Source organism: Streptomyces sp. NPDC052064, assembly GCF_055585925.1.
The window spans coordinates 50,943-76,070 of the sequence record NZ_JBVJJE010000010.1 but is presented as its reverse complement, the minus strand read 5'-3'; the positions used below and the strand labels follow the sequence as shown (position 1 = coordinate 76,070).

Annotated in this window: 22 protein-coding genes; 10 read left to right on the top strand and 12 right to left on the bottom strand. The window is 71.7% G+C overall.

All coding sequences use genetic code 11. The annotated features are described in order from the left end of the window. Window positions 1-276 precede the first annotated feature (276 nt). Both ACZ6TU_RS26415 and ACZ6TU_RS26410 read right to left on the bottom strand, forming a co-directional pair. Window positions 277-1,431 (bottom strand): M20 family metallopeptidase, encoded by a 1,155-nt coding sequence (locus ACZ6TU_RS26415; protein WP_467676033.1) that lies wholly within the window; start codon window positions 1,429-1,431, stop codon window positions 277-279. Window positions 1,432-1,469: 38 nt separating this feature from the next. Next, window positions 1,470-3,044 (bottom strand): AbgT family transporter, encoded by a 1,575-nt coding sequence (locus ACZ6TU_RS26410; protein ID WP_469551503.1) that lies wholly within the window; start codon window positions 3,042-3,044, stop codon window positions 1,470-1,472. 111 nt (window positions 3,045-3,155) lie between these two features. Here ACZ6TU_RS26410 and ACZ6TU_RS26405 point away from each other — a divergent pair, with 111 nt between their 5' ends. The 3 genes from ACZ6TU_RS26405 to ACZ6TU_RS26395 all read left to right on the top strand — a co-directional run bounded on the left by ACZ6TU_RS26405 (window position 3,156) and on the right by ACZ6TU_RS26395 (window position 6,270). Beyond that, the gene (locus tag ACZ6TU_RS26405; RefSeq protein WP_467676029.1) at window positions 3,156-4,202 is read left to right on the top strand and encodes an Lrp/AsnC family transcriptional regulator; all 1,047 of its coding nucleotides are present in this window, start codon (window positions 3,156-3,158) and stop codon (window positions 4,200-4,202) included. After that, window positions 4,189-5,571 (top strand): M20 family metallopeptidase, encoded by a 1,383-nt coding sequence (locus ACZ6TU_RS26400; protein WP_469551500.1) that lies wholly within the window; start codon window positions 4,189-4,191, stop codon window positions 5,569-5,571. Before ACZ6TU_RS26405 ends, ACZ6TU_RS26400 begins: the two co-directional genes overlap by 14 nt. A gap of 66 nt (window positions 5,572-5,637) precedes the next feature. Further along, a complete protein-coding gene (locus tag ACZ6TU_RS26395; RefSeq protein ID WP_467676025.1) occupies window positions 5,638-6,270 on the top strand; it encodes a chorismate mutase in 633 nt (210 codons plus the stop codon). A gap of 63 nt (window positions 6,271-6,333) precedes the next feature. Here the strand turns inward: ACZ6TU_RS26395 and ACZ6TU_RS26390 are convergent, their stop codons facing one another. Next, complete coding sequence (locus tag ACZ6TU_RS26390; protein ID WP_467676023.1) at window positions 6,334-6,777, bottom strand: DUF779 domain-containing protein; 444 nt, start codon at window positions 6,775-6,777, stop codon at window positions 6,334-6,336. 218 nt (window positions 6,778-6,995) lie between these two features. On the opposite strand from ACZ6TU_RS26390, the gene ACZ6TU_RS26385 reads away from it, so the two are divergent. After that, window positions 6,996-7,751 (top strand): thioesterase II family protein, encoded by a 756-nt coding sequence (locus ACZ6TU_RS26385; protein WP_467676021.1) that lies wholly within the window; start codon window positions 6,996-6,998, stop codon window positions 7,749-7,751. Between the two features lie 65 nt (window positions 7,752-7,816). Here ACZ6TU_RS26385 and ACZ6TU_RS26380 read toward each other — a convergent pair whose 3' ends face one another. Both ACZ6TU_RS26380 and ACZ6TU_RS26375 read right to left on the bottom strand, forming a co-directional pair. Continuing rightward, a complete protein-coding gene (locus tag ACZ6TU_RS26380) occupies window positions 7,817-8,311 on the bottom strand; it encodes a cold-shock protein (protein ID WP_469551495.1) in 495 nt (164 codons plus the stop codon). Between the two features lie 245 nt (window positions 8,312-8,556). After that, window positions 8,557-9,288 carry an SDR family oxidoreductase gene (locus ACZ6TU_RS26375; protein WP_469551493.1) on the bottom strand — a complete coding sequence of 244 codons (732 nt, stop codon included), beginning with the start codon at window positions 9,286-9,288 and terminating at the stop codon, window positions 8,557-8,559. Between ACZ6TU_RS26375 and ACZ6TU_RS26370 the strand changes: the two genes are divergently transcribed. Continuing rightward, a complete protein-coding gene (locus tag ACZ6TU_RS26370) occupies window positions 9,287-9,811 on the top strand; it encodes a MarR family winged helix-turn-helix transcriptional regulator (protein WP_469551490.1) in 525 nt (174 codons plus the stop codon). The two genes, ACZ6TU_RS26375 and ACZ6TU_RS26370, sit on opposite strands and share 2 nt — an antisense overlap. Window positions 9,812-9,924: 113 nt before the next feature. Here the strand turns inward: ACZ6TU_RS26370 and ACZ6TU_RS26365 are convergent, their stop codons facing one another. Together ACZ6TU_RS26365 and ACZ6TU_RS26360 are read right to left on the bottom strand one after the other, a co-directional pair. After that, window positions 9,925-11,967, bottom strand: coding sequence for a CocE/NonD family hydrolase (locus tag ACZ6TU_RS26365; protein ID WP_469551488.1), 2,043 nt, complete (start codon window positions 11,965-11,967; stop codon window positions 9,925-9,927). Window positions 11,968-12,016: 49 nt separating this feature from the next. Next, window positions 12,017-13,312, bottom strand: a complete 1,296-nt coding sequence (locus ACZ6TU_RS26360) for an ATP-grasp domain-containing protein (RefSeq protein ID WP_467676011.1) — start codon at window positions 13,310-13,312, stop codon at window positions 12,017-12,019. A 210-nt stretch (window positions 13,313-13,522) separates the two neighbouring features. Here ACZ6TU_RS26360 and ACZ6TU_RS26355 point away from each other — a divergent pair, with 210 nt between their 5' ends. Further along, the gene (locus tag ACZ6TU_RS26355; RefSeq protein ID WP_467676009.1) at window positions 13,523-14,428 is read left to right on the top strand and encodes an SDR family oxidoreductase; all 906 of its coding nucleotides are present in this window, start codon (window positions 13,523-13,525) and stop codon (window positions 14,426-14,428) included. A gap of 7 nt (window positions 14,429-14,435) precedes the next feature. Here ACZ6TU_RS26355 and ACZ6TU_RS26350 read toward each other — a convergent pair whose 3' ends face one another. Together ACZ6TU_RS26350 and ACZ6TU_RS26345 are read right to left on the bottom strand one after the other, a co-directional pair. After that, on the bottom strand, window positions 14,436-16,844 hold the full coding sequence (locus ACZ6TU_RS26350) for a SpoIIE family protein phosphatase (protein WP_469551484.1): 2,409 nt from the start codon (window positions 16,842-16,844) through the stop codon (window positions 14,436-14,438). A 247-nt stretch (window positions 16,845-17,091) separates the two neighbouring features. Then, window positions 17,092-17,709 (bottom strand): LysE family translocator, encoded by a 618-nt coding sequence (locus tag ACZ6TU_RS26345; protein ID WP_469551481.1) that lies wholly within the window; start codon window positions 17,707-17,709, stop codon window positions 17,092-17,094. Between the two features lie 112 nt (window positions 17,710-17,821). Between ACZ6TU_RS26345 and ACZ6TU_RS26340 the strand changes: the two genes are divergently transcribed. Next, window positions 17,822-18,274, top strand: coding sequence for an Lrp/AsnC family transcriptional regulator (locus ACZ6TU_RS26340; RefSeq protein ID WP_469551477.1), 453 nt, complete (start codon window positions 17,822-17,824; stop codon window positions 18,272-18,274). A gap of 20 nt (window positions 18,275-18,294) precedes the next feature. Here the strand turns inward: ACZ6TU_RS26340 and ACZ6TU_RS26335 are convergent, their stop codons facing one another. Further along, complete coding sequence (locus tag ACZ6TU_RS26335; RefSeq protein WP_467676003.1) at window positions 18,295-19,245, bottom strand: phosphotransferase; 951 nt, start codon at window positions 19,243-19,245, stop codon at window positions 18,295-18,297. Between the two features lie 173 nt (window positions 19,246-19,418). Here ACZ6TU_RS26335 and ACZ6TU_RS26330 point away from each other — a divergent pair, with 173 nt between their 5' ends. Then, window positions 19,419-20,255 (top strand): alpha/beta fold hydrolase, encoded by an 837-nt coding sequence (locus ACZ6TU_RS26330; protein ID WP_467676001.1) that lies wholly within the window; start codon window positions 19,419-19,421, stop codon window positions 20,253-20,255. 74 nt (window positions 20,256-20,329) lie between these two features. Next, a complete protein-coding gene (locus tag ACZ6TU_RS26325; protein ID WP_469551474.1) occupies window positions 20,330-20,986 on the top strand; it encodes a DUF5701 family protein in 657 nt (218 codons plus the stop codon). 117 nt (window positions 20,987-21,103) lie between these two features. Here ACZ6TU_RS26325 and proP read toward each other — a convergent pair whose 3' ends face one another. Next, window positions 21,104-22,600 carry a glycine betaine/L-proline transporter ProP gene (gene proP / locus ACZ6TU_RS26320; RefSeq protein ID WP_467675998.1) on the bottom strand — a complete coding sequence of 499 codons (1,497 nt, stop codon included), beginning with the start codon at window positions 22,598-22,600 and terminating at the stop codon, window positions 21,104-21,106. Window positions 22,601-22,813: 213 nt separating this feature from the next. On the opposite strand from proP, the gene ACZ6TU_RS26315 reads away from it, so the two are divergent. Next, entirely contained in the window at window positions 22,814-24,325 is a 1,512-nt protein-coding gene (locus tag ACZ6TU_RS26315) for an MFS transporter (protein ID WP_467675996.1), read from the top strand. Between the two features lie 56 nt (window positions 24,326-24,381). Here the strand turns inward: ACZ6TU_RS26315 and ACZ6TU_RS26310 are convergent, their stop codons facing one another. Beyond that, window positions 24,382-24,906, bottom strand: a complete 525-nt coding sequence (locus ACZ6TU_RS26310) for an ATP-binding protein (protein WP_469551470.1) — start codon at window positions 24,904-24,906, stop codon at window positions 24,382-24,384. Window positions 24,907-25,128: the final 222 nt, after the last annotated feature.

The following is a 25,128-nucleotide window of genomic DNA, read 5'->3' as shown; positions in this document are numbered from 1 at the left end:
ATCTCTGCGGCGGCGGAGACGAAGATCTGTGCGACACAGGGGACTGCCTTTCCGCGTCAGACCCGCGTCGGTTCCTCGTCCGGGCCGTCGGCGGGGCTGCGCGCACGTGGGATTGGCATGGGCAGGCTAGAAAGCGCTTGCCGTCGCACCCTAGGCGAGCCCGCGTGAGGGCGTCCAGAGGTCGGGAAGGCGTCCGCGGCTCCACCGGCCCCGGCCGTTCCGCGGCTCCACCGGCCCCGGCCGTTCCGCGGCTCCACCGCCCCGGCCGTTCCGCGGCTACATCGCCCCGGCCATGAGCAGCCCCGCCAACAGCGCCGTGCGCGGCGGGACATGCTCCAGCAGGACGTGCTCGTGCCGTGCGTGGGCGCCGTCGCCCACCGCGCCCAGGCCGTCGAGGACGGGACGGCCGAGCGCGGAGACGAAGTTGCCGTCGCTCGCCCCGCCGACGGCCGTCTCCCGCAGGGACCACCCCAGCTCCTCCGCCGCCGCGCGCGCCTGCTTGAACAGGAGCCGTGAGGCGGGCGCCGGCACCATCGGGGGACGGTTCCAGCCGCCGCTGACCGAGACCCTTACACGGGGGTCGGAGGGCGCGAGGGAGGCCAGGGCGGCGTCGATACGGGCCGCTTCGGCGGGGTCGGGGATCCGTACGTCGATTCCGCAGCTCGCCCGGCGGGCGACGACATTGCGGCCCGTGCCGCCACCGATCAGGCCGACGTTGACGGTCGTGCCCCGCTCCCGGGAACCCAGCCCCGCGATGTGGGTGACCAGTTCGGCGAGGGCGTGCACGGCGCTGGCGCCCCGGTACGGATCGAGGCCCGCGTGTGCCTCCACGCCCTCCACCGTCACCTCGAAGAGGCCGACGCCCTTACGGGACGTCTTCAGCGCCCCCTCCGGCCCGGCCGACGCCTCGCACACGAGCGTGGCCGTCGCGTCCTCGCTCAGCCGCTCGATGTGCGGCCGGGAGGCGGGGCTGCCGATCTCCTCGTCGCCGTTCAGGAACAGCCGCACCGACGGGCGCGGCAGGTCCAGTTCCCGCAGCAGTCGCAGCGCCCACACCGCCTGCACCAGGCCGCACTTCATGTCGAACACGCCCGGACCGGTGGCCCGCCCGTCCTCGCTCACCCGGAAGGGCCACTCGGCGAGGGTGCCGGCCGGCCACACCGTGTCGTAGTGGCACAGGACCAGCACCACCGTCGGCGATGTGCCCCGGTACAGCAGCTCCAGCATGTCGCCGTGCGGACCGCCGTCGTAGCGCCGCGACTCGTCCGGCGGGCCGAGCCGGTGATGTGTCCAGGCCTCGACGGCGGCGAGCCCGGCGGTCAGCAACTCCTTGTCGTCGCTGGGTGTCTCCAGCTCGACCAGCATCCGCAGGTCGCCGGTCATCTCCGGCAGGGCGGCTCGGGCCAGCGACTCGGCACGGGTCAGGGGCATGGGCGGTCCTCCTCGTACGTACGGAAGCGGCCGGGCGGTCAGCGGACGGGCACTCCGGGGCCCAGGGGAATGCCCAGCGCCCACCAGGCGTAGAACAGCAGCGTCCAGGCCGCCAGCATGACCAGGCACAGCGGCAGGGTCAGCGACAGCAGCGTGCCGATGCCGGCCGAGCGCCGGTAGCGCTGGACGACGCCCAGGGTCATCACGAAGTAAGCGCTCATCGGGGTCGCCGCGTTGGTGCACGAGTCGGCGATGCGGTACACCGCCTGGGTCACCTCGGGCGGGATGTCCAGCAGCATGAACATCGGCACGAACACCGGGGAGACCAGGGCCCATTGTGCGGAGCCGCTGGTGACGAGCAGATTGATGACCGTGCAGACGAGCAGGACGCCCAGGAACGCGATCGGGCCCGTGATGCCCGCCGACTTCAGCAGGCCGGCGCCCCGGATCGCCAGGACCTCGCCGACGCCGGTCCACTTGAAGTACGCCAGGAACTGGGAGATGGCGAAGAACAGCACCAGGATCGGCGCCATCTCGCGCAGGCCCTTCGCCATCTGGTCGGGGATGTCCCGGCCGGTCCGTACAGTCCCGACCGTGCGCCCGTACACGGCGCCCACGATCAGGAACGCCACCGCCAGGACGACCGCGATGCCGGTGAGCACCGGCGACTGCACGATGCTGCCGCCCTCGCCCCGCAACGGTGACGAGGCCGGGATCATCGCCGCCACGACCAGCGCGGCGTACACCAGCAGCGCGAGACCCGCGTTGCGCAAGCCTCTGCGCTCCTCCGGGCGCAGCGTCAGTCCCCCGGCTTCCGTACCGGCGGTCTCGGGGGCGTCCTCCGGCTCCGGTTCCTCCGGCATCGCCGCCACCCGCCGGGCGATGACCTTCTCCGTGACGACGGTGACCACGATGGCCAGGACGACCGACGAGGCCACGGAGAAGAAGTAGTTGGACAGCGGATTGACCACGTACGAAGGGTCGACCGTGTGCGCGGCGGCCGTCGTGAGCCCGGCCAGGATCGCGTCCGTCGGGGTGACCAGCGGGCTCGCGTCGTACCCGGCGGACACCGACACGAACGCCACCACGGCACCCAGCATCGGACTGCGCCCCACCGCCCGGAACGCCATCGCCCCCAGCGGCACCAGCACCACGTAGGCCGCGTCGGACGCGACGTGCGCGACCATGGCCGTGAAGGCGAGCGTGAACGTCAGCCACCGGGCCGGGACCCGGGCGACGGCCGCCCGCAGCATCGCGGGCAGCAGCCCCGACCGGTCGGCGACGGCCACGCCCAGCATGACCACGAGGATCGTGCCGAGCGGCGGGAACGTGGCGTAGTTGGTCACCGCGTCGGAGATCATCATCCGCAGCCCCTCACCCGAGACGAGGCTGCGCACCCCCACCGTCTCGCCGGTGGCGGGGTTGAGCGCCGAGGCTCCGGTGGCCGACAGGAGCCAGCTGACCAGCGCCAGGACGACGCTGAGCACACCGAACAGCCAGAAGGGGTGGGGGAGTTTGTTGCCGAGGCGCTCGATGCGCCCGAGGACGGCAAGCAACCGGGAGAGCTGCTTCGAGGGGACGTCGGGCGGCGGGGGCGAAGTGGCGGTGGTCACGCCCCTATTGACGACCGCTTGATGAAATCATGCAAGTAAAAAGGTTGTTGCGGTCGTATCGGTCGTGTGAAGTCGCTGGTTGACGGATTCTTTCAAAGGAGAATGGGGCGCATGGAGAACGCCCTGGACGACGACGACCTCGACCTGGTCGCCGCGCTCCAGCGCGCACCACGCGCCCCGCTCAGCCTGCTCGCCCAGGCGCTGGGCGTGTCGGCGAGCACCGTGGGACGGCGGCTGGCCCGGTTGGAGTCGAACCGGCTGCTGCGGGTGATCGGCCAGGTCGACCTGTCGGTGTCCGGCGAGGGCACCCCCTGGCACGTGTGGGTCGCCGCCGCGCCGGGACGGGCCGTCGACGTCGCCCGGCGGCTCGTCGAACTGCCCGAGGCGGCCCATGTCGCGATCACCGCCGGGCAGGCGGACGTCTACTGCGTCGTCCAGCCCGCGCGCCGCGCCGAGGCCCGCGACCTGCTCACCCGGCGCATCGCCGGCCTCCCCGGCATACGGTCCACCCGTACCGAACTCGTCCTGCGCGCGGACACCAAGTCCGACGCCTGGCGGCTGCCGCGCCTGACGGAGGACCAGCGCCGACTGCTCGCCACGTACACGGCGGAGGAACGCGAGACGGACCCGGGCGGCACGGACCGGCCCGCCCGCCCCACAGGTGACGAACTGCGCACCCTGCGCCTGCTCGCCGCCGACGGCCGGATGACCGCCGCGCAGGTCTCCCGGGAGCTGGGCATCGGGCAGTCCACCGCCTACCGCGTCACCCAGTCGCTGCTCCAGCGCGGACTCGTCCGCCCCCGCGTGGAGATCGAGCCCGCACTGCTGGGCTACGCCCTGGAGGCGGTGGTCGCCCTGACCGTGTCACCGAGCGGGGTGTGCGAGGGGGCCCGGACGCTCGCCCGGCATCCCTCCGCCCGGTACGTGTCGACCAACGCGGGCACCTTCTCCGTCGTCCACCAGGGCGTCTTCCGCGACGAGGAGGGTCTCGCCGCGTTCCTCACCCGGGACCTGGCGGAGCTTCCCGGGGTGATCTCCTTCGACGTCTCCGTCGTGCTCCAGGCACTGCGGCGGCACTGGCTCGACCGGGAGGACGGCCTCCTGGCCGCCGTACCCGGCCCGACGGACCCCGGGAGTGGACGGCATGACGACACGTGAGACCGCCATCGGCCTGGCCGAGGCCTATTTCGACTCCGGCGGCTTCCTCGCCGACCTGCGGCGCCGGGTCGCGTTCCCCACCCAGAGCCCGCCGCCGGACGGCCCGGGCCCGCTGCGCGCCTACCTGGCCGACGAACTCGCCCCCGCCGTACGCCGCCTGGGCGCGACCGTACGGATCGTCGACAATCCGGTGCCGGACGCGGGCCCCTTCCTGCTCGCCCACCGGCACGAGGCCGACGGCCTGCCCACCGTCCTGGTCTACGGCCACGGCGACGTCGTCCCCGGCCAGGACGGCCGCTGGCGCACCGGCCTGTCCCCCTGGGAACTCGTCGTCGAGGGCGACCGCCTCTACGGGCGCGGCACCGCCGACAACAAGGGCCAGCACACCGTCAACCTGGCGGCGCTCGAACAGGTCCTGGCCGCTCGGGAAGGCCGGCTGGGCTTCAACCTGAAGGTGCTCGTGGAGACGGGGGAGGAGTCGGGCTCACCCGGCCTGCACGAGGTCTGCCGCCGGACGAAGGACGACCTGGCCGCCGACCTGCTCATCGCCTCCGACGGCCCACGCCTCGCGGCCGGCCGCCCCACCCTGTTCCTCGGCTCCCGGGGCGCCGCCAACTTCCGCCTGCGCGTGACCCTGCGCGAGGGCGCCCACCACTCGGGCAACTGGGGCGGCGCCCTGCGTAACCCCGCCACGGTGCTCACCGGAGCCCTCTCGACCCTGGTCGACTCCCGGGGCCGCATCCTGGTGGAGGGACTGCGACCGCCGGCGATTCCCGGGCCCGTCGCGGCCGCCCTGGCGGACCTCACCGTGGGCGGCGGGGACGGCGACCCGGAGGTGGACACCGACTGGGGCGAGCCGGGCCTCAGCCCGGCCGAACGCGTCTTCGGCTGGAACACCCTGGAGATCCTCGCCCTGGCCGCCGGCGATCCCGCCAAGCCCGTCGGCGCCATCCCCGGCACCGCCCACGCCGACGTCCAACTCCGCTTCGTCGTCGGCACGCCCTGGCGCGACCTCGAACGCATCGTCCGCGACCACCTCGACGCCCACGGCCTGTCCACGGTCGACGTCGAGGTGCTCCAGGCCGTCCCCGCGACCCGCCTCAGCCCTGACGACCCCTGGGTCCGCTGGGCCGTGGGCTCCCTGCGGCACACCACGGGCAAGGAACCGGCCGTCCTGCCGAACCTCGGCGGCACCCTCCCCAACGACGCCTTCGCGGACGTCCTCGGCCTGCCCACCGTGTGGATCCCGCACTCCCACCCCTCCTGCTCCCAACACGCCCCTGACGAACACCTGTTGGGGTCCGTGGCCCGCGAAGGACTGCGCATCATGGCGGGCCTGTTCTGGGACCTCGGCGAACCACGAGCCTGACGGCGATCGATAGGTTGCCGGACAGCGCCGCGGTCCGGCGCCTCGCCCCCACGGAAGGACACCCCTGTGCGCCCTCGACGTCTCCGGTCCGCCCTCCCTCTCCTCAGCACCCTGACGACTGCTGCAACTCTGGCCCTCGGTACGGCCGGTACGGTCGGCCCGGCCACCGCCGCCGAGCGGCCCGCTCCCGTACGCCACACGGCTGCCGCCGCGCACGACCTGGCGTCGGTGACGGAACTGCTCGCGCAACGGCTGCTGCTGGCCGACAAGGTCGCCGCCGCCAAGTACGGCACGGACACGCCGATCGACGACCCGGAGCGCGAGGCGCGGATCCTGGACGACGTCCGCGCCCGGGCGACCGGCCTCGGCCTCGACCCGGACGCCGTGGCCGCCGTGTTCCGGGACCAGATCGAGGCGAACAAGCTGGTGCAGCGCGGCCTGTACGCCCGCTGGGACGCGAACCCCGGCGAGCGCCCCACCGAACGGCCGGACCTGGCCAAGGAGGTCCGCCCGGCCCTCGACCGCATCACCACACAGCTGCTGACCGCGCTCGACGACACGGAACGGGCCCGGACCCTGCCGTCGTGCGGTCCGCGGCTGGCCACCGCCGCAGGCTGGTCCGCGTACACCCACCGGCTCGACGAACTGCACCTGAAGGGGCTCGGGCGGGCGCTGCCGTCCGTGTGCGCCGCGCCTTAAAAGTCCCGGCCGGTTTCGACGAACCGGGCCAGACTCTCCAGGGCCATGCGGGGTCGACATCCCCTAGGCGACCTGGTCCGCCCCGGTCGGCAGTGGCGGTTCCGACTCGATGCGCCGCAGCTCCTCGTCGGTGAGGAGGCGGGAGCGGAGCAGGAAGCGGACGCCTTCCGGGGCCTCCAGGGAGAAGCCGCTGCCACGGCCGGGGACCACGTCCACGGTGAGATGGGTGTGTGACCAGTACGTGAACTGGTCCGCGCTCATCCAGAACGGGGTGTCCCCGGCCACGTGCCCCAGCAGGACGTCCGCGGCACCGACCCGGAACTCTCCGCGCGGGTAGCACATCGGGGCGCTGCCGTCGCAGCAGCCGCCGGACTGGTGGAACATCACCGGCCCGTGTGTCCCGGTCAGCCGCAGCAGCAGGTCCTCGGCGGCGGGCGTGAGTTCGACACGTCCCGTGCGGGCGGTCGTCGGCGGCACCCCGGGTTCGGGGGCGGGTGAGTCGGTCATGGCGTACCTCCAGGCGGTGCCCGGTCCGGTGCCGAACCGGGCTCGTATACCGAGTTCTCCGGTGTCCGTCGGCCTATGTGTAGGGGGCTGTCGGGGTGTCCAGCAAGGGGCGCCCGCACATACGCTGGCGGATGCACGGCCCAGCACCGAGAAGACGGCGGCGCCCGCCCGGGCCGCTGGCGTCGCCGCAGTCCCGCGCGACAGAACAGGAAGGTCTCATGACCGCCACCGATCCGTGGATACGGCGCTACTTCCCGAGCCCCGACGCCCCCGTGCAACTGGTCTGCCTGCCGCACGCGGGTGGCTCGGCGTCCTTCTTCCGGCCGGTGGCCCAGGCGCTGAACCCCCGTGTCGAGGTGCTCGCCGTCCAGTACCCGGGGCGCCAGGACCGGCACCACGAGCCCATGATCGACACCATCGGTGGCCTCGCGGACCAGGTGCGCCGGGCCGTGACGGGCGCGGTGGACCGCCCCTTCGCCCTGTTCGGGCACAGCATGGGCGCGACACTGGCCTTCGAGGTCGCCGTACGGCTGGAGCAGGCGGGGCTGGTCGCCGAGCGGGTCTTCGTCTCGGGGCGCCGCGCACCGTCGTGCCACCGCGACGAGCAGGTGCACCAGCACGACGACGCCGGGATCATCGCCGAACTGCGCAGGCTCAGCGGCACCGACCAACAGGTCTTCGGGGACGACGAGTTGATGCGTATGGTCCTCCCGGCCGTCCGGAACGACTACCGCGCGGCGGAGACCTACGTGTGCGCGACGGACCACCGGCTCCGCAGCCCCGTCACCGCGCTAACCGGAGACGACGACCCCAAGGCGAGCCATGACGAGGTACGCGCCTGGAGCGCGTACACCCAGGGCGCCTTCGAGATGGAGCGGTACCCCGGCGGGCACTTCTTCCTCGTCGACCACGCGCCGGACGTGATCCGCCTCATCCGCGAGCGGCTGACCCAGCCCGCTGTCGCGCCGCGCTGAGCGAGCCGTCGGACTGCCCGGGGGCGTCCCCGGGCCGCCCCCACCACGGCGCACCCGGCCAGGCGTCAGTCGACCACCCAGCCGTGCTCCGTGGCGAAACCCGCCAGTGCCGTGCGCAGCTCCACGATCTGCTTCGCCGTCAGGTCCGGGCCACGGGTCACCAGCAGCTCGGTGACGAGCTGGGTGAACTCGCCCCGCGAGAAGACCTCGCAGGTGTCCTCCGGCCGGGACTCGGCGCCGCGTTCCACGGTCACCGTGGTCGTCCGCGACATGTCGAGCGCACCGCTCGGCAGCGGACCACCGCCGTGCGGCAGCGCACCCCTGCCGTTCGTGCCGCGGCCACCGGTCGCCTGCGCCGGATCGGCCAGCGACACGTCGTAGGCCTTGAGGCCACGCCCGCCGTCCATGACGTCGAACACGACCCGCGTGCCACCGGCCAGCGATGTGCCCGGCTCGGTCAGGTCGTTGACGTGGACGAACACGTCCTCCCCGCCGTTGTCCGGCGCGATGAAGCCGTATCCCTTGACGTCGTCGAACCGGACGACAACCCCCTGCGGCATGTCCCTCACCCTCCTGCCTCGACAACAACACCTTTCCACAGCGCCGCACTTGCACCCGCGGCACCGCCGAACAGTATCCGACCCGGTCACGCCGACAGGCGTACCGCGTCACTGCGGGACGGTGACCAGGGCGCGGCCACGGCGGTGAGGTCGTCGCTGCCGACCAGGCGGAGGGTGACACAGTCGAACGGCAGGGCCGCCGCAGTGCCCTGTCCAGGCCGGCCGGGCGGACGATCCGGCCACCGTCATCCCGGACGCCGCGTGTGCCGGCGGATCCAGGCCGCCTGCCCGCCGTCGACGAGCAGGTCGCTGCCGGTGATGTACCGGGCCTCGGGGCCGGTGAGGAAGGCCACGGCGTCGGCGATCTCGCCGGGCGTGCCCGGCCGGCCCGCGCCGCACGCGTCGAGCATCCCGAGCATGTGCCCCTCGGCGCCCGAGTCGGCCTCCGTCTTCGCCATGGCGGTGGCGATGACACCGGGGCTGATGGTGTTGACGCGGGCACCGAGCCGGTTCCAGGCGAGGGCGGCGGCCTGCACCCGTACGTGGTTGGCGCGTTTGGCGAGGATGTAGGCGGCGGTCGGGTCGTCGCCGAGGGCCGTGACCGCCTTCAGCCCGAGCAACTCCTCGGCGGGAGCAGTCGCCAGGGCGGCCTCGTCCTCGCCGTCGATCGAGGCCATGTGCCCGGCCAGACTGGCCACACAGACCTGCGAGGTGCTGCGGACGGCCACCTTCTCGAACGCCTCGATCACGTACACCGTGCCGAGCAGGTCCACGTCGAGGATCCTGCGGACCGAGGCCGTCGCGGCGGCGACACCGGCGGAGTGCACCACGGCGGTGATCCGCCCCTGCTCCACCGCGGTCCGGGCGAGCCGCTCGACCGACGCACGGTCGGAGACGTCGGCCGGCACGCCCTGCGCCGCGTAACCCTCCGCGCCCAGCTCCGCCACGATCTGATAGCGCATCTGGGGTCGTGCCATGTCCCCACGGCCCACGGCGGCGCCCGTCTCGACGGATCTGATCGAGATCGAGCGAGCCCTCACCCGCATCGCGTACCTGGCCGGCCGGGCCCGGCAGCACGAGCGCCTGATGGCCGGGTCGGGACTGTCCCTGGACCGGGCCGCCGCGACGGTCCTGCTGCACATCGCCGAGAGCGACCCGCTGCGCCCCGGGGTGCTGGCCGCCCGGCTGTCGGTGGAGGCGTCCCACGTCACCCGGCAGCTACGGCAACTGGAGCGCACCGGCCACGTGACCCGCGTCCCCGACCCGGACGACCGGCGCGCCCAGCGCGTTCAGCTCACGGAAGCCGGCCTGGACGCGGTCCATCGCATCCAGGAGGCCCGCCGCCGGGGCATGGAGATGGCGCTGTCGGCCTGGTCGCCCGGGGGACTGCGGCAGCTCGCCGTGTTCCTCCACCGGCTCCTCGACGACTTCGTCGCCCACACCGAGAGCGCCCTCGGCGGCCGCCTCGCGGCGGGTCACTCACGGGAGCGGAAGAAGTAGTCCCGATGCCCGTTGCCCCACTCGACGAAGCGCGGTGCCTCGTCACATGGTGCGGCTGTCCGCCGGAGAAGGCTCTCGGCCGGGAGGACACGGCTGCTGCCCCCCTGGTCCCGCTACAGCAGGTCGCGCGGTACCCGCTCGTTCCAGGTACGGGAGAACACCCGGCGGTCGGCTTCGTACGCGTCGAGGGTCGCGTCCACGAAGAAGTCCGTGTCGTCACACCTCAACTGGGTGTGCGTCACCACCCGTACGTCCCAGTCGTCCCGCTGGAACCGCATGGTCCACGTGGACTCGCCGCTGACCGAGGTGAAGTCGTCGGCGACCGCCGTGTAGCGCTCACGGGCGCGGCGCCCGGCCTCCAGGTTGATGTCCTCGAAGCGGACCGTGCCCCGGTCCTTCACGATGTCCAGCTCGGAGTGGTAGCCGACCAGGTCCCGCTTGACCTCCCAGCGCTCCTCGGGGGGCGTCACCTGGCTCATGGCGAGCGGGGGAGTGCCCTCGGGTTCGCCGAAGGGGGACGCCGGCACCTCGTCCGGTTCCTCCACCGGCCGCACCGGCAGGGTGAGCGTGCTGGAGTGCTCGTGGACGCTCAGCAGGGCGGGCTTCGGCGGTGGCCAGGCCAGCGGCCAGTAGGACGTGGAGAGGGAGAGCCGGATGCGGTGGCCGGGCGGGAACGCCTGGCCCACTCCGTTCAGCGGGACGGTGGCGCGGTAGCGGCGGCCCGGCTCCAGCGGCTCGGGGGACTCCGTGCTGTCGCGGCGGGTGAGGTTGAGGATGCCGTACGAGACACGGGTCGCGGCGCCGTCCGGGCTCACGTCGGACAGCCGCGCGGCCACCATGGCGACCGGTTCGCTGACCGACAGGTCGAGTTCCACGGTCGGTGAGCCGAGGATCTCCACTTGCTCGGTCAGCGGCTCGGTGTCGAAGACGAGGGAGCCGCCGTCCTCCTCGCGCTGGTCGTACGGCAGGTCCGGGGGCGCGTTGTAGGAGGCCCACTTGCCCGCGAACTGGCCCACGGACAGTGGCGACTGCACGGTCATCGCGTCGCCGTCGGGGGCGTTCCCCTCGCCCGTGGCCTCCCGCGGAGGTCCGATCGTGTGCCGGGTGAGCGGATGAACGGCCTGCCGGATGTGCGGGGAAGGCCAGTCCGGCTCGCCGACCCAGCGTCCCGGCCGCTCCTCGTACGCGGTGGAGGGCGGCACGCTGTCCTGCATCCACGCTTGCAGCATGGGCCCGTCCATCACGCCGTTGTCGACACCCTTGAGCCAGTGGTCCCACCACCGTACGAGCTCCTGGAGGTAGCCGATGGCGGGGCCGGGCTCGCCGAGGTGGGGGAACTTGTGCGACCAGGGGCCGATCAGCCCCTTGCGGGGCACGTCCAGGTGGCCGAGCAGCCGGGTCACGGCGTTGGAGTAGCCGTCCGCCCAGCCGCTGGAGGCCAGGACCGGGCAGCGCACGCTGCTGTAGTCCTCGCACACCGAGGCGTGCCGCCAGTAGTCGTCCCGGCGCTGGTGGCGCAGCCACTGGAGGACCCAGGGCTCGGTGTGCTCCAGCCGTTCCTGCCACATCTCGCGCCAGCGGTCGCCGACCACGGCCGGGTCCGGCGGACAGGTGCCGTAGGCGAACATCGTGCCCGCCTCGGCCAGGTTGTCCGACAGCAGGGCGCCGCCCATGTAGTGCATGTCGTCGGCGTGCCGGTCGTCGGTGAAGGAGGCGATGGCGATGGCCTTCAGGCCCGGCGGCTGCCGGGCCGCCACCTGGAGCGCCGCGAACGCGCCCCAGGAGATGCCCATCATGCCCGTGCCGCCGTCGCACCAGGGCTGCTCCGTCAGCCAGGCCAGGACCTCCTCCGCGTCCGCCTGCTCCCGTTCCAGGTACTCGTCGCGCAGCACGCCCTCCGAGTCGCCGGTGCCGCGCAGGTCGACGCGGACACAGGCGTAGCCGTGTCCGGCGAGGTACGGGTGGTGGATCGAGTCGCGCACGGCCGTGAGGTCGCGCTTGCGGTACGGGATGTACTCCAGCACCGCGGGCACCGGCTCCTGGTCCGAGCAGGTGGGACGCCAGATGTGCGCGGAGAGCCGGACCCCGTCGGACATCGGGATCGTGACGTGCTCTTCTTCCTTCGTCGCGTACGGCAGGTTGGTCACGTAACGCATGGAACCCACGTGCTCCTTACTCTCGTGGGGGTTCACTCCGGCGGGTATTTCACTCCGTCGGGGGCTCGTCGAAGGCGAGGCCCAGGGCCGCCACGCAGTGGTCGAACTTCTCCCGCAGCTCCGCCTCGTCCGCCCCGCCGGTGAAGATGTGCGCCAACTCGTAGCTGTAGCTGTCCTGTCCGGGCAGCTCCGAGAGCCGGGTGCCCTCCTCGGGGACCACCTCGATGCGCACGCCCGGCGTTTCCCGCTCGATGCGGGCGATCTCCTCGGGCCCCGGCACCCGGCGCACCACTCCGTCGGTGAACCAGCGGTGGTACCACTTCGCCGCCATCGCGTACGGGCCCTCGCGGTGCGGCATGCGCGGGTCCTCGCCGAGTGCGAGGCGGACCATGCAGTGGTGGTTGGGGACGCCGTCGACATACTGGAACAGCTCGGCGTGCGACTGGGAGTGCCGGGGGTTGATCTCCAGCAGGTTGATCGACTGCGTCCGCGGGTCGTAGAAGTACTCGATGCTGAAGGTGGCCGAGTCCATTCCTATCTGCCGCATCACCCGCTCCGAGACGTCGTGGAGCTCCGCGATGACCGCCGGCGGCAGCGTCGAGGGGTACTGGTGGCGCAGGAAGCAGGGGGAGTCCGGGTACTGGATGGAGTCAAGAACTCCGTAGATCGTCACCTCGCCCTGGTGAGCGTAGCCCTCGACGGCGACCTGGACGCCGGACATCGCCTCCTCCGCCAGACAGACCCGGCCGCCGACGCCGTCCATCTCCGGCGGCAGGTCGATGCGTTCGAGGATGTGCTCGAAGGGGCGGCCGATGCGGGAGATGCCGTCGCGGATCTCGGCGACGGCCGAGCGGAACTCCTCCTCGTCATCCACTCCGAAGGCGAGTTCGGAGGAGTACGAGAGCGCCGGCTTGACCCACATCGGGAAGGTCACGTCCTCGGGCGGACGAGGCGGCTCGGCCGACAGGTCGACCTTGCCGAAGCGCGGGTGCCGGTCGGTCGCCTTCTGCTGCTCGAGGCGGCTCCAGTACTTGTGCTCGCACTTGACCACCGACTCAAGGCTCGTGCTCCGCGTTCCGTAGCGTTCGCTCAGCATCGGCACGAGGGTGCTGACCGGGAAGTCCCAGTAGCCGACGATCGCGTCGATGCTCCCGTCGAAGGCGTCCAGCACCCCCGTGGCCTTGTCGAACAGCGTGGGCAGGTGCACCTCGCCGACCTGGAGTTCCTCGACGGTCAGCAGGGGGTGAAAGCGCAGCCGATCAGCTCCGGGAACCTCCCGCATCGTCGGCAGATTGGCCTCGTCGAGCCCGATCACGAAGACGTTCTTCACCGTCTCGTCAGACACAGATCTCCTTCCGACAGCCGGCTCTCGGGCCGGGCCTTCCAAGATCGACTGAGTACCCCTTGCGGGTGCGGCCATGCCGGTCGGCGCGGCGCTCGGGTGGGACGACGGGGAACATGCCTGCCGCCGTTGTGGGCACCCCGTGCGGGGGAAGGAACGGCGTGGCCCGGGCGAACGGCCGCGCCGTGGACGACACCGGCGAAAGGAAAGCCCGTGCAGCCCGAGCAGGAACGGTCCGCACCGCAGGTCGTGTCCGAGCCCGACCCGCCCTACGACTCCGACAAGCAGCAGCGGCCCGGCCTCGAGGCCGACATGCGCACCTCGCCGCGCTACCGGGCGAGCCGCTACCGGGCCAGCGGGAAGCTGGAGGGCAAGTCCGCCCTGATCACCGGCGGCGACTCGGGTATCGGACGGGCGGTGGCGCTGCTGTACGCGCGGGAGGGCGCCGACGTCGCCATCGTCCATCTGCCCGAGGAGCGGGTGGACGCGGAGCGGGTGCGCCGCGAGGTGGAGGAGCAGGGCCGGCGCTGCCTGCTCCTGCCCGGCGACCTCACCGACCCGGAGTTCTGCCGCGAGGCCGTCGAGCGGACGGCGGCGGAGCTCGGCGGGCTGAACATCCTGGTGAGCAACGCGGCGTACCTGAACAGCAAGCTCGAACTCGACCAGTTGACCGCCGAGGACTTCGACCTGACGTTCAAGACGAACGTCTACGCGTACTTCCATCTGCTCATGGCGGCGCTGCCCCACCTGGAGCCCGGCGACGCCGTCATCGCCACCGCGACCGAAGAGGCCCTCAAGGGCAGCACGACGATGATCGACTACGCGGCGTCCAAGGCCGCGCTGATCACCCTGACCAAGTCCGTCGCCGTGCACCTGGCCAAGCGCGGCGTACGCGCGAACGTGGTCGCGCCGGGACCGACCTGGACGCCGCTCAACGAGGCCGACCCGCACATGCCGCCGGACGGGCTCGCCCACATCGGCAGCGAGGCCCCGCTCGAACGCGCGGCCCAGCCGGAGGAGATCGCACCGACGTACGTCTACCTCGCCTCGGACGCGGACTCCAGCTACACCGTCGGCGAGGTCATCGCGGTGACCGGCGGCATCGTCGACACGCGTTAGCCGCTGGTCAGAAGGATGGCTCCGTGGGCAGCGGCATTTCCGCCCAGATGGTCTTGCCGGTGGGGGTCTGGCGGCTGCCCCAGCGTTCGGAGAGCTGGGCGACGAGCAGCAGTCCTCGTCCGCCCTCGTCGAACACGCGGGCCCGGCGCAGGTGGGGTGCGGTGCTGCTGCCGTCGGACACCTCGTAGATGAGGGCCGAGTCGCGGATCAGCCGCAGTTCGATGGGTGCGCCGCCGTACCGCAGCGCGTTGGTGACCAGCTCACTGACGATGAGTTCCGTGGTGAACTCCGCTTCCGCCAGTCCCCAGGCGGCCAGTTGCTCGCCCGCCGTCTTGCGGGCCCGGGCCACGGCCGCGGGGTCGGGCGGCAGCTGCCAGGTGCGCACCTTCCCGGCGTCGAGCGCGGCGGTTCTGGCCAGCATCAGCACGATGTCGTCGGCGGGACGGCCGGTCAGCACCGTGCGCAGCACCTGCTCACAGGTCTCCTCCAGCTCCCCGGCAGGGTTGCCGAGCGCCTCGCGGAGAAGGGAGAGCCCGGCCTCCATGTCGTGATCGGCGGCGTTGATCAGCCCGTCCGTGTAGAGGGCGAGCAGGCTGTTCTCCTCCAGCCGCATCTCGACGGCTTCGAACGGCAGGCCGCCCACACCCAGCGGCGGCCCGGCCGGCAGATCCAGGAACCGTACGGCGCCGTCGGGCGTGACCAGGGCGGGCGGCGGATGCCCGGCCCGGGCCATCGTGCAGCGGCGGGACACCGGGTCGTAGACGGCGTACAGGCAGGTGGCGCCGACCTGCCCCGACGCCTCCGCCGCCCGCCCGCGCGCCTCCGGGCCCTCTTCGCGGTCGATCCGGATGACCAGGTCGTCCAGCTGAGTGAGCAGCTCGTCGGGGGCGAGATCGACATCCGCGAGCGTCCGCACGGCGGTCCGCAGCCGGCCCATCGTGGCCGAGGCCTGGATGCCGTGTCCCACCACGTCGCCCACGACCAGGGCGACCCGGGTGCCGGACAGCGGGATCACGTCGAACCAGTCGCCCCCGATGTCCGCTCCGGAACCGGCCGGCAGATAGCGGTAGGCGACCTGCATCGCCGCCAGGTCCGGCGGCCGGTCGGGCAGGAGGCTGCGCTGAAGTGCCAGCGCCGTCCGGCGTTCCCGGGTGTAGCGGCGGGCGTTGTCCACGCTCACCGCCGCCCTGGCCACGATCTCCTCCGCGAGCAGCAGATCGTCCTCGCTGAACGCCTCCGGCGTCCGATGCCGCAGGAAGTGCACCAGCCCCAGGGTCACGCCCCGGGCGCGCAGCGGCACCATCATCACCGAGTGGATCATGTGCCTGGCCACCGACTCCGCGCGGGCAGGGGAGGACCTGATCCACTCCCGCAGCCCCGGATCTCCCGGCCGGTGCCGCGAGCCCCGGCCGGCGACCAGCGTCCGCACCGGCAGCGTGTCCACGGGGTAGAACGTGGCGTCGCCCGAGGCGACCACCGACTCCGGGCAGCCCTCCAGCACCGACCGCTGCGCGGTGCGCCGCACGGTGACCGGCACGTCCGGCGGCACCGGTTCCGGCTCGTCGCCCAGGGCGACGGACTCCAGCAGGTCCACGGTGACGAAGTCCGCGAACCCGCTCACGGCCACCTCGGCCAGCTCCTCGGCCGTCCGGGTCACGTCCAGGGTGCTCCCGATCCGCAGGCCGGCGTCGTTGAGGACCGCCAGCCGGCGGCGGGCCCAGTACTGCTCCGTGGTGTCGAACACGGTCGCGGACATGCCCTGGACCGCACCGGTCTCGTCCTTCAGCGGCGACATGAACATCGACCAGGCACGCGGCCGGGTCTCGCCCGGGGCCTGGCCGTGCTCCTCGTGGAAGATCATCTCGCCGGTGCGCAGGACCTCACGCTGAAGGCGGTCGTACTCGTCGAAAGGCCGTCTGGGCTCGATCTCCCAGAGCGTCAGGCCCTTCATCTCCTCCTCGGACCTGCCCATCATCTGCGTCATGATCTCGTTGGCGGCCACCAGCCGGGCCTCACGGTCGTAGACCGCCACCGGCACGGGGAGCTGTGCGAGCGCGAGGTCCCACAGGGTCAGGGCTCCGTGCCCGGCGCGCCTGGACGTGTGCGCCAGTGCGGTGCCGGTGACGAGCCAGAGCCGTCCGCGGTCCGCGTCCAGCATTGGCGTGCCTTGCAGCCGGACCACGACACGGTCGCCGTCCCGGTGCCGTAGCGCCATCTCACTGGCCCAGCGCCGCCCGTCGGCGACGTGGCGTCGTGTGGAACCGGGCAGGTCGGCGGCGAGCAGGCGCGTGGCGGCCCGGCCCACGATCTCGTCGGGTTCGTATCCGAGCAGCCGTCGAGCGCCGTCGCTCCACACCGTGATCAGCCCACGGGCATCGACGACGACCGCCAGGTCCTCCGGTACGCGTCCCTGCACGGTGCCTCCGGATCGACCCCCCTGCCGCTTCCTCGTTCATCATCTCAGGGAGGGCCGTCGGGTACCCCTTTCCGGCTTCCGGCTTCCGGCTTCCGGCTTCCGGTCACGGCCCCGGCCGGGTGGTCGTGTTCTCAGCTGGCGGCGCGGATCGCCCGTTCCAAGCCCTCGACGTGAGCGCGGGCGAGCCGTGCCGCCGCCGCTTGAGCGCCTCGCGTACCGGCGTGCGCCCGACGCCGATCACGCATCGTCACCCGGCCAGGCGTTCCACCAGCAGGAACCCGCCAATGGCGATCATCAGCGCTCCGGAGACGCGCGTGACCGCCCGGGCTGCCGAGGGCCTGGTCTTCAGGACGGTGCCGGCCAGGACTCCGACGGCGAGGTAGACGACGGCGCAGGCGGTCATGTGCAGCGTGCCGAGCAGGCCGGTCTGCGTGGCGACCGGCCAGCCGCCCGCGGGGTCGATGAACTGCGGGAACAGCGAGAAGTACAGCAGCAGCGCCTTCGGGTTCAGGCCGCTGATCCCGGCTCCCCTGAGCATGATCCGCAAGCGGGAGGAGTCCGCCTCGTCCCCGGTGGCCGTCAGGACGGCAGGCTGCCTCAGCACGCCACAGCCGAGCCACACCAGGTAGCCGGCCCCGGCCAGGGTCAGCGCGGTGAGCAGGGTCGCCGAGTTCGCCACGATCACGACCAGGCCCGCGACCGCGAGCAGGGTGTATCCGGCGTATCCGGCTACCAGCCCGGCGACCGCGGGGACGACCGAGCGGCCCTTGACGCCCGCCGTGATCGCATAGGCCCAGTCCGCGCCGGGGGTGAACACCAGCAGCAGATCCACTGTCAGGAATGCCGCCAGCGTCGTCGTGTCCATCGATCGTTTCCCTCTCACGTGCCTTGTCGCGAGAGGAAGGCTAGGTCGGATCTGCCCGAAAGTGTTCCCTTCTTTACTCCTTGATCGTGCCATCTGGGGCAGAATCTTCTCCATGGATGCCCTGGACCGGAAAATTCTTACCGAGCTACAGCTGGACGGCCGTCTCACGGTCACCGAGCTGGCCGCCCGCGTGAAACTGAGCGTCTCGCCCTGCCACCGCCGCCTGCGCGACCTCGAACGCGAGGGCGCGATCCGCGGCTACCGGGCGGTCGTGGACCCGGCCGCCGTGGGGCTCAATTTCGAGGCGCTCGTCTTCGTCACCCTGCGTTGGGAGGACGCCGACACCGTCTCCGCGTTCGAGAAAGGTGTGGCCGAGGTCCCGCATGTGCTCCAGGCCCAGCGCCTGTTCGGCGACCCCGACTACCTCCTGCGCGTCGCCACCACCGATCTGGCCGCCTTCCAGCGGCTCTACGACCAGCAGCTCGCCCGGCTGCCCGGCGTCCAGCGCCTGAACTCCACCCTCGTCATGAAACACGTCGTCGACGACCGGCCCCTGCCCGAGTGAGCAGAGCCGCCGCCTCTCGCTCAGCCGCCCAGACCACCGGCCAACGGCATCGTCCGCCACTGCTCCACGGCCGGTTTCAACGCATCCACGAGCATGGGCAGTTGCGGGGCGAGTGCGAGGCACGCCACCGCGCGGGACATGCCCACGGCGTTGACGACACGCAGCACACCCTCGTCCAGCCGCCGCAGACCCCGCCGCCCGGCGGCCGCGTTGTAGGCGGCCTCGCATTCGGGGCCGAGAGCCGCCAGGTCCCACTCGACCGGTCCGAACGTGGCCAGTTCGAAGTCGGAGTACAGCTCGCCGTCCTTGGCGGAGACGATGTTGGCCGCGGGGGAGTCACCGTGGACCGGCTGGAACTCGATGCCGGGGAACGCCGCCTCGAACCCCGCGCGTGAGCTGATGACGGGTTCCAGGATGTCCCACTCGCGCCGCGCGCGGTCGAGGTCGGCCGGGTCCAGGAGATCGGGCCGCCCTTCGAGCGCGGCAAGTCCCTCGGAGACGAACCGTGGTTCGGCCGCCGACAGGAACGGCAGCTCACCCGGGTACGAGCGCAGCGCGGCATGCAGGTCGGCGACCAGGCCGGCGTTGTGCACGTAATCGGGCTCGACGCTCTGGTCCAGCTCGACGAACTGCCAGAACGTCATCGAGAAACCGTCCCGCTGCACGGGCTCCCGCGGCACGAGCGGACTCGGCGGAATCACCGGATGCCCCTGCTCCGCGAGCCACCCCGCCACATCGAGCTCCAGCCGCTGCTGCGCCGCCCGGGACTCGGGGCCGGAGTACGACGGCAGGACCGTCGGCACCCGCACCACCACGGGCGACGGAGCGAGGTGCACCACGACGGAGAACACGTCGTAGAGCACCCTCGCGTCGGTCACCGTGAGCCCCAGATCGCGACCCGCGGCGACGGCCGCGGCGAGAGCGCGGGACGTGCGGGCCTCGATCTGATCAGACGTCAAAAACCCTTCCATGCGGCGATGGTGTCACGCAGGTCACGTCGGTGCGACCGGATATCGATCTCCGGACGAATGCTCCTGTGCGCTCCCGGTCAAGAACCGGTGCGCTCACCGGCAACCGGCCGCACGGCTCCGGGCCTAACGTTGCCAGGTCCCTCACCAGCCACCCGGAAACGAGGAAGCAGCGCATGCCGTACATCACCGTGGGCCAGGAGAACTCCACCGCCATAGACCTGTACTACGAGGACCACGGATCCGGTCAGCCGGTCGTCCTCATCCACGGGTTTCCGCTCGACGGCCACTCCTGGGAGCGGCAGACCGCCGTGCTGCTCGACGCCGGCTACCGCGTGATCACCTACGACCGGCGCGGCTTCGGACAGTCCGCCCAGCCGACGACCGGCTACGACTACGACACCTTCGCCGCCGACCTGAACACCGTGATGGAGACCCTCGACCTGCGGGACGCCGTCCTCGTCGGGTTCTCGATGGGCACCGGCGAGGTCGCCCGGTACGTGTCCAGGTACGGCTCCGGCCGGATCGCCAAGGTCGCCTTCCTCGCCTCGCTGGAGCCCTGCCTGCTCAAGTCCGACGACAACCCGCAGGGGGTCGCCCCGAAGGAGTTCTTCGACGGGATCGTCGCGGCCGTCAAGGCCGACCGCTACGCGTACTACACCCACTTCTACAAGGACTTCTACAACCTCGACGAGAACCTCGGCAGCCGTATCAGCGAGGAGGCCGTCCGCAACAGCTGGAACGTCGCCGCGGGCGGCGGCTCCTTCGCGGCGGCCGCCGCGCCGTCGACCTGGTACACCGACTTCAGGGCCGACATCCCGGCGATCGACGTACCGGCCCTGATCCTGCACGGCACGGGCGACCGCATCCTCCCTGTTGAAGGCACCGCCAGGCCGTTCCACAAGGCTCTCCCGGCCGCCGACTACGTCGAGATCGAGGGTGCCCCGCACGGACTGCTCTGGACCCACGCGGAGGAGGTCAACGCGGCGCTGCTCGCTTTCCTGGAGAAGTGATCCGTCGCGGGAACGCCCCGGCAGACCGGCTCGTTGCACATGAGTTCGTCCACACCACCGACCATGGGAGCATCGTGCCCGACGCCACGCCCGACACGTCTACCGTCCTCCCCGCACTCCCGGCCCTGAGCGCGCAGGCCGAGCGGCTGATCGAACTGGGGGTGCACGAGATCGCCGGGCTGTCCGCCGACGAGATCCGTACGTTCGCCGCCGAGGCCGACGGCGAGGGCGCCCTGCTGGCCGTGCACCCGGACAGAGCCCCCGCCTCCGCCCTCGCGACGCTGCTGCGCCGCGACGGCAAACCGGGCTTCGTCGTCCTCGACATGCCCGACGTCGACGAGTTCAGACCCACCGCCGTCGAACTGCCCGACACCCCGCTCTACGTCGTCACCGGCGTCGACCGCGGTGACCACATGGCCAACTGGAGCCCGGACGAGGCACTGCCCGTCCTCACCAAGGAGGACCGCACGCCGCTGCTGCTCACCGAGGGCATCCACTGGGTGCTGCAGGAGCCGGCGGTGCTGGAACGCAACCGCTGCTTCATGACCATCGGGTCCCGGCTGCGCAAGCCCAACGGCAGCATGGATGCCCGCACCCCGGCGATCTGGATCAGCAACGGCACCGGGCGCGACGGCCGCGAGCGCCGCAACGCCCCGAAGGTCGGCTGGTGCTGGTGGAACAACCGGCACACCTGGCTGGGCTTCGCCTCCACGACGGGTCGCAGTTCCTAGTCCCGGGCATCGGCACCGACAGCAGGGCTGCGCCCCGGGGCAGCGGCGGTACGGTTCGAACCGCCGCCGCTGCCCCGGGCTTTCGAGGCGAAGGACCTCAGTCCTGCCAACGGAGCGTCAGAACCTGGGCCGCGGGGCCTGTGCCTCGACGATCTCCGCGGCCTCGGCCTGCGTCTCGACGGACGGTGGGGAGCCGGCCAGGGGCTTGTTGGCGGTCTCCTTCATGCACAGGACGGCGATGACGCCGATGACCGCGGCACCCGTGGAGTAGTAGGCCGGCATGAGGGTCGAGTCGAAGGTGCTGATCAGGGCGGTGATCACCAGGGGAGTCGTACCGCCGAAGACCGACGTGGCCAGGTTGTAGGCGACCGAGAGGGAGCCGTACCGCACGTGGGTGGGAAAGATCGCCGGGAGCGCCGCCGACATCGTGCCGAGCATCGTCACCAGGGAGAGCCCCAACAGCAGCAGCCCCAGGGCGATCAGGACGACACTGCCCTGCCGGATGAGCAGGAAGGACGGCACGGACAGGAAGAGGAACCCGAGCATCCCCGCCATCAGCAGCGGCCTGCGCCCGAAGCGGTCCGACAACCGCCCGACCTGGTTGATGACGCACATCTGAAGCACCATCACGAGCAGCAGGATCAGCAGCCCGTGGTTGGTCTCGTAGCCCAGTTCGTCGGACAGGTACGTCGGCATGTACGAGAGCAGCATGTAGTCCGTGATGTTGTACGCCGCGACCAGCGCGAGGCACAGCAGCAGCGGCCGCCAGTACCGGGTGAAGATCTTGCCGAGGTCGGCGGCGGCCGAGGTCTCCACGGCCTCGGCGGCCTCGCTCGCCTTGACCTGGCCGCCCTCCAGCTTCTGGAAGGCGGGCGTCTCGTCCAGCTTCAGCCGCAGGTAGAGGCCGATGAGGCCGAGCGGGGCCGCGGCCAGGAAGGGGATGCGCCAGCCCCACGCCAACATCTGGTCGTCGCTGAGGAGGGTCTGGAGGAGGACGACGAGGCCTGAGGCCCCGACGTAGCCGGCGAGCGTGCCCAGCTCCAGGAAGCTGCCGAAGAAGCCGCGCCGCTTGTCGGGCGCGTACTCCGCGATGAATGTCGAGGCGCCCCCGTACTCCCCGCCGGTCGAAAAGCCCTGCACCAGCCGGAAGAAGATCAGCAGGGCCGGGGCCCAGAGACCGATGACGGCGTGCGAGGGGACGACGCCGATGGCGAAGGTCCCCACCGCCATCATGATCATGGTGAGGGAGAGGATGCGCTTGCGGCCGACCTTGTCGCCGAGCGGCCCGAACACCATTCCGCCGAGGGGCCGCACCAGGAAGGCCACCGCGAACGTCGCGAAGGAGCTGAGGAGTTGGGCGGTGTCGTTCCCCGAGGGGAAGAACACCTTCCCGATGGTCGAGGCCAGATAGCTGTAGATGCCGAAGTCGTACCACTCCATCGCGTTGCCGAGGGCGGCGGCCTTCGTGGCGCGCTTGACCGCCGCCTCGTCGGTCACGGTGATGTCGCTGCGGCGCAGCTTCGGGTGGCGTCGTTTCTCGATCGCCCGGAACAGCACCCGGTGTCGTCTCACGGCTGCCGGATTCACCGACTCGTCGTTGTCGGGCGCCGCCATTACGTCGTTCCTTTCGCCGGTCATCTATCCCGACCACCACGCCTGTACAGATCTCGCGCGCTCAAACAAACCCCTTCGAGCGGTGCCCTGGTGGATACGGAGGGTGACGGTCGGGTGCTTGCGGTGAGAGCCGCGCTGCCTGCCGGCTGTGGTGTGTCCGTGCCCCGGAGGGGAACTTGGTTCGCCGGTGCCCACCCGGTGAGAGGAGCCCATGTGACAGCGTCAGCGGCGGGCGACCGGGACCAGGGCGCGCAGGAGGCCGGATACGAGCCGGATCCGCATCGGTGGCGGGCCCTGTGGGTCACCCTGGTGGCCGGCTTCATGAGCCTGCTGGACGTCTCGATCGTGGCGGTCGCCCTGCCCTCCGTCCAGAGCGGCCTGGACGCCTCTCCCACGCAGGTGCAGTGGGTGGTGTCCGGATACGCCCTCGCCTTCGCTCTAGCACTCGTCACCGCCGGCCGCCTCGGAGACGCGCTGGACCGGCGCCGCATCTTCCTGCTGGCCCTCAGCGGCTTCGTGATCTTCAGCGCGGCCTGCGGGGCGGCCCCCAGCATCACGCTGCTCGTGGTGGCCCGCCTCGCCCAGGGCCTGGCGGCCGGCTTCATGGCTCCCCAGAACTCCGCGCTCATCCAGCAGATGTTCCGCGGTGCCGAACGCGGGCGTGCCTTCGGCTTCTTCGGCGCCACCGTCGGCATATCGTCCGCCGTCGGCCCTCTCGCCGGCGGTATGATCCTCGCCCTGGCCTCCGGCGACCAGGGATGGCGGTGGATCTTCTACGTCAACGTGCCCATCGGCATCTTCGCCATCCTCCTCGGCCGCCGCCTGCTGCCCCGCACCCGGCGGTCCGGCCGGCAGCACGTGGACCTGCCCGGCGTCGTGCTCCTCGGCCTCGGCGTCCTCGCGCTGATGTATCCGCTGGTCCAGGCGGGCTCCGGCGGCTTCGGCGGGCTGTGGTGGATGTTCTTCGCCGGTGCCGCGATCCTCTTCGGCTTCACCCGGTGGCAGCGTCGCCTCGTCGAGCGGGACACCCAGCCGCTGCTCGATCCGCGCCTGTTCACCACCGTGCGCGGCTACGCCGTCGGCGCCGGCGTCGGCACGCTCTACTTCATCGGTTTCAGCGGCGTCTGGCTGGTCTTCGCACTCTTCTACCAGGACGGCCTGGGCTTCTCCCCGCTCCGGTCCGGCCTCGCCGTGACGCCCTTCGCCCTCGGCTCGGCCTGCGCGGCCGCGGTCGCCGGCCGACTGGTGGACCGGCTCGGCCGCATGCTCACCGTGGGCGGCCTCACGGCCGTGATCGCCGGGCTGGGCGGCACCGCGCTGCTGCTCCGCTTCGCGCCCCTCGACATCGCGCCCTGGATCGCCGCCCCGGTGCTGTTCCTCGGCGGCGTCGGCAGCGGCTGCGTGATCTCACCCAACATCACCATGACGCTGCGCGACGTGCCCGTGCACATGGCGGGCGCGGCGGGCGGCGCCCTGCAGACCGGGCAGCGGCTCGGCGCCGCGGTGGGCACCGCCGCCCTGCCCGGCCTCTTCTACCTGGTGCTCGGCAGCGGCGACGACTACCGCGGCGCCCTCGCCACCGCCCTGGGCGCCGCCCTCATCGGCATGCTGGCCTCCCTGGCCCTCGCGACGTCCGACTGGAGGCGCGACCGACGGTCGCGGCAGCGGCACGGGAAGTGTCCGGAGGATGTCGCCAACAGCCCCATGCACGCCCGGCAGAACTGATTCCGCGGCGCGCTCACCGAGTACTGAGATCGCTGGCCGCGTCCGGGGGACCGACGTCAGCCGACGGCCAGCACGGTCCTCCCGGCACCGGCACCGGCACCGGCGCCCGCGTGGTCGTGCGAGGCCAGCCGCAGGTAGGCCGTGATCTGCTTCCCCGTGGGGCGGGGTGCCACGGCGACCCGGTCGCTGACCGTGTGCACCAGGCGCAGTCCGTGGCCGCCGACACGGAACCGGTCACCCTTGCGCACCGTGGGCTGCTCCGCCGAGGTGTCCCACACGGTGATGGCCAGCTGTCCGCGGAACAGTCGCAGGATCAGCTCGCAGGGCCCGGGAGCATGCCGGATGGCGTTGGTGACCAGTTCGCTGACGACGAGTTCGGCGTCCACGGCCAGAGAGGCCGGAATCGGGGCGAGGGCGGGGGCGGGGGCGGTGTGCGGGCCGCGGGCGAGGAAGGCGCGCAGTGCCAGGCGCGCGTCGACGGCGCTTGCCGCGCCATCGGCCCACGCCGTGCCAAAACGCAGCGTGGCGTGCTCGTCCGCGCCCGGTCGATCTGCCGCCTGCTTCCCAAGCGGGAGGACCATACGGATGCTCTTTCGTTGTGTTCGCCCCTACCGGGGTGGCTCTGTCGTCCTGCGTTTACCCGGGCGTGGACCACGCATACCAGGGCAGTCTCCGGGCGTTCTCAGCAAAACCGCTCCCAGCGGCAGCAGCCACGCGGGGGCTGGTTCCGACGCCACGGGGCACACGGGGATGCACACCGAAGGGCATCCCACGGCGGACGGGCCGACAGCCGGCACGGGCGG

What these genes read in the sequence shown, in the direction of transcription:
- ACZ6TU_RS26310 (WP_469551470.1), bottom strand. Translation starts at nt 24,906, where the DNA reads ATGGTCCTCCCGCTTGGGAAGCAGGCGGCAGATCGACCGGGCGCGGAC.
- ACZ6TU_RS26405 (WP_467676029.1), top strand. Translation starts at nt 3,156, where the DNA reads ATGGAGAACGCCCTGGACGACGACGACCTCGACCTGGTCGCCGCGCTC.
- ACZ6TU_RS26335 (WP_467676003.1), bottom strand. Translation starts at nt 19,245, where the DNA reads ATGGAAGGGTTTTTGACGTCTGATCAGATCGAGGCCCGCACGTCCCGC.
- ACZ6TU_RS26415 (WP_467676033.1), bottom strand. Translation starts at nt 1,431, where the DNA reads ATGCCCCTGACCCGTGCCGAGTCGCTGGCCCGAGCCGCCCTGCCGGAG.
- ACZ6TU_RS26340 (WP_469551477.1), top strand. Translation starts at nt 17,822, where the DNA reads ATGGATGCCCTGGACCGGAAAATTCTTACCGAGCTACAGCTGGACGGC.
- ACZ6TU_RS26365 (WP_469551488.1), bottom strand. Translation starts at nt 11,967, where the DNA reads ATGCGTTACGTGACCAACCTGCCGTACGCGACGAAGGAAGAAGAGCAC.
- proP (WP_467675998.1), bottom strand. Translation starts at nt 22,600, where the DNA reads ATGGCGGCGCCCGACAACGACGAGTCGGTGAATCCGGCAGCCGTGAGA.
- ACZ6TU_RS26330 (WP_467676001.1), top strand. Translation starts at nt 19,419, where the DNA reads ATGCCGTACATCACCGTGGGCCAGGAGAACTCCACCGCCATAGACCTG.
- ACZ6TU_RS26370 (WP_469551490.1), top strand. Translation starts at nt 9,287, where the DNA reads ATGTCCCCACGGCCCACGGCGGCGCCCGTCTCGACGGATCTGATCGAG.
- ACZ6TU_RS26385 (WP_467676021.1), top strand. Translation starts at nt 6,996, where the DNA reads ATGACCGCCACCGATCCGTGGATACGGCGCTACTTCCCGAGCCCCGAC.
- ACZ6TU_RS26390 (WP_467676023.1), bottom strand. Translation starts at nt 6,777, where the DNA reads ATGACCGACTCACCCGCCCCCGAACCCGGGGTGCCGCCGACGACCGCC.
- ACZ6TU_RS26400 (WP_469551500.1), top strand. Translation starts at nt 4,189, where the DNA reads ATGACGACACGTGAGACCGCCATCGGCCTGGCCGAGGCCTATTTCGAC.
- ACZ6TU_RS26380 (WP_469551495.1), bottom strand. Translation starts at nt 8,311, where the DNA reads ATGCCGCAGGGGGTTGTCGTCCGGTTCGACGACGTCAAGGGATACGGC.
- ACZ6TU_RS26345 (WP_469551481.1), bottom strand. Translation starts at nt 17,709, where the DNA reads ATGGACACGACGACGCTGGCGGCATTCCTGACAGTGGATCTGCTGCTG.
- ACZ6TU_RS26375 (WP_469551493.1), bottom strand. Translation starts at nt 9,288, where the DNA reads ATGGCACGACCCCAGATGCGCTATCAGATCGTGGCGGAGCTGGGCGCG.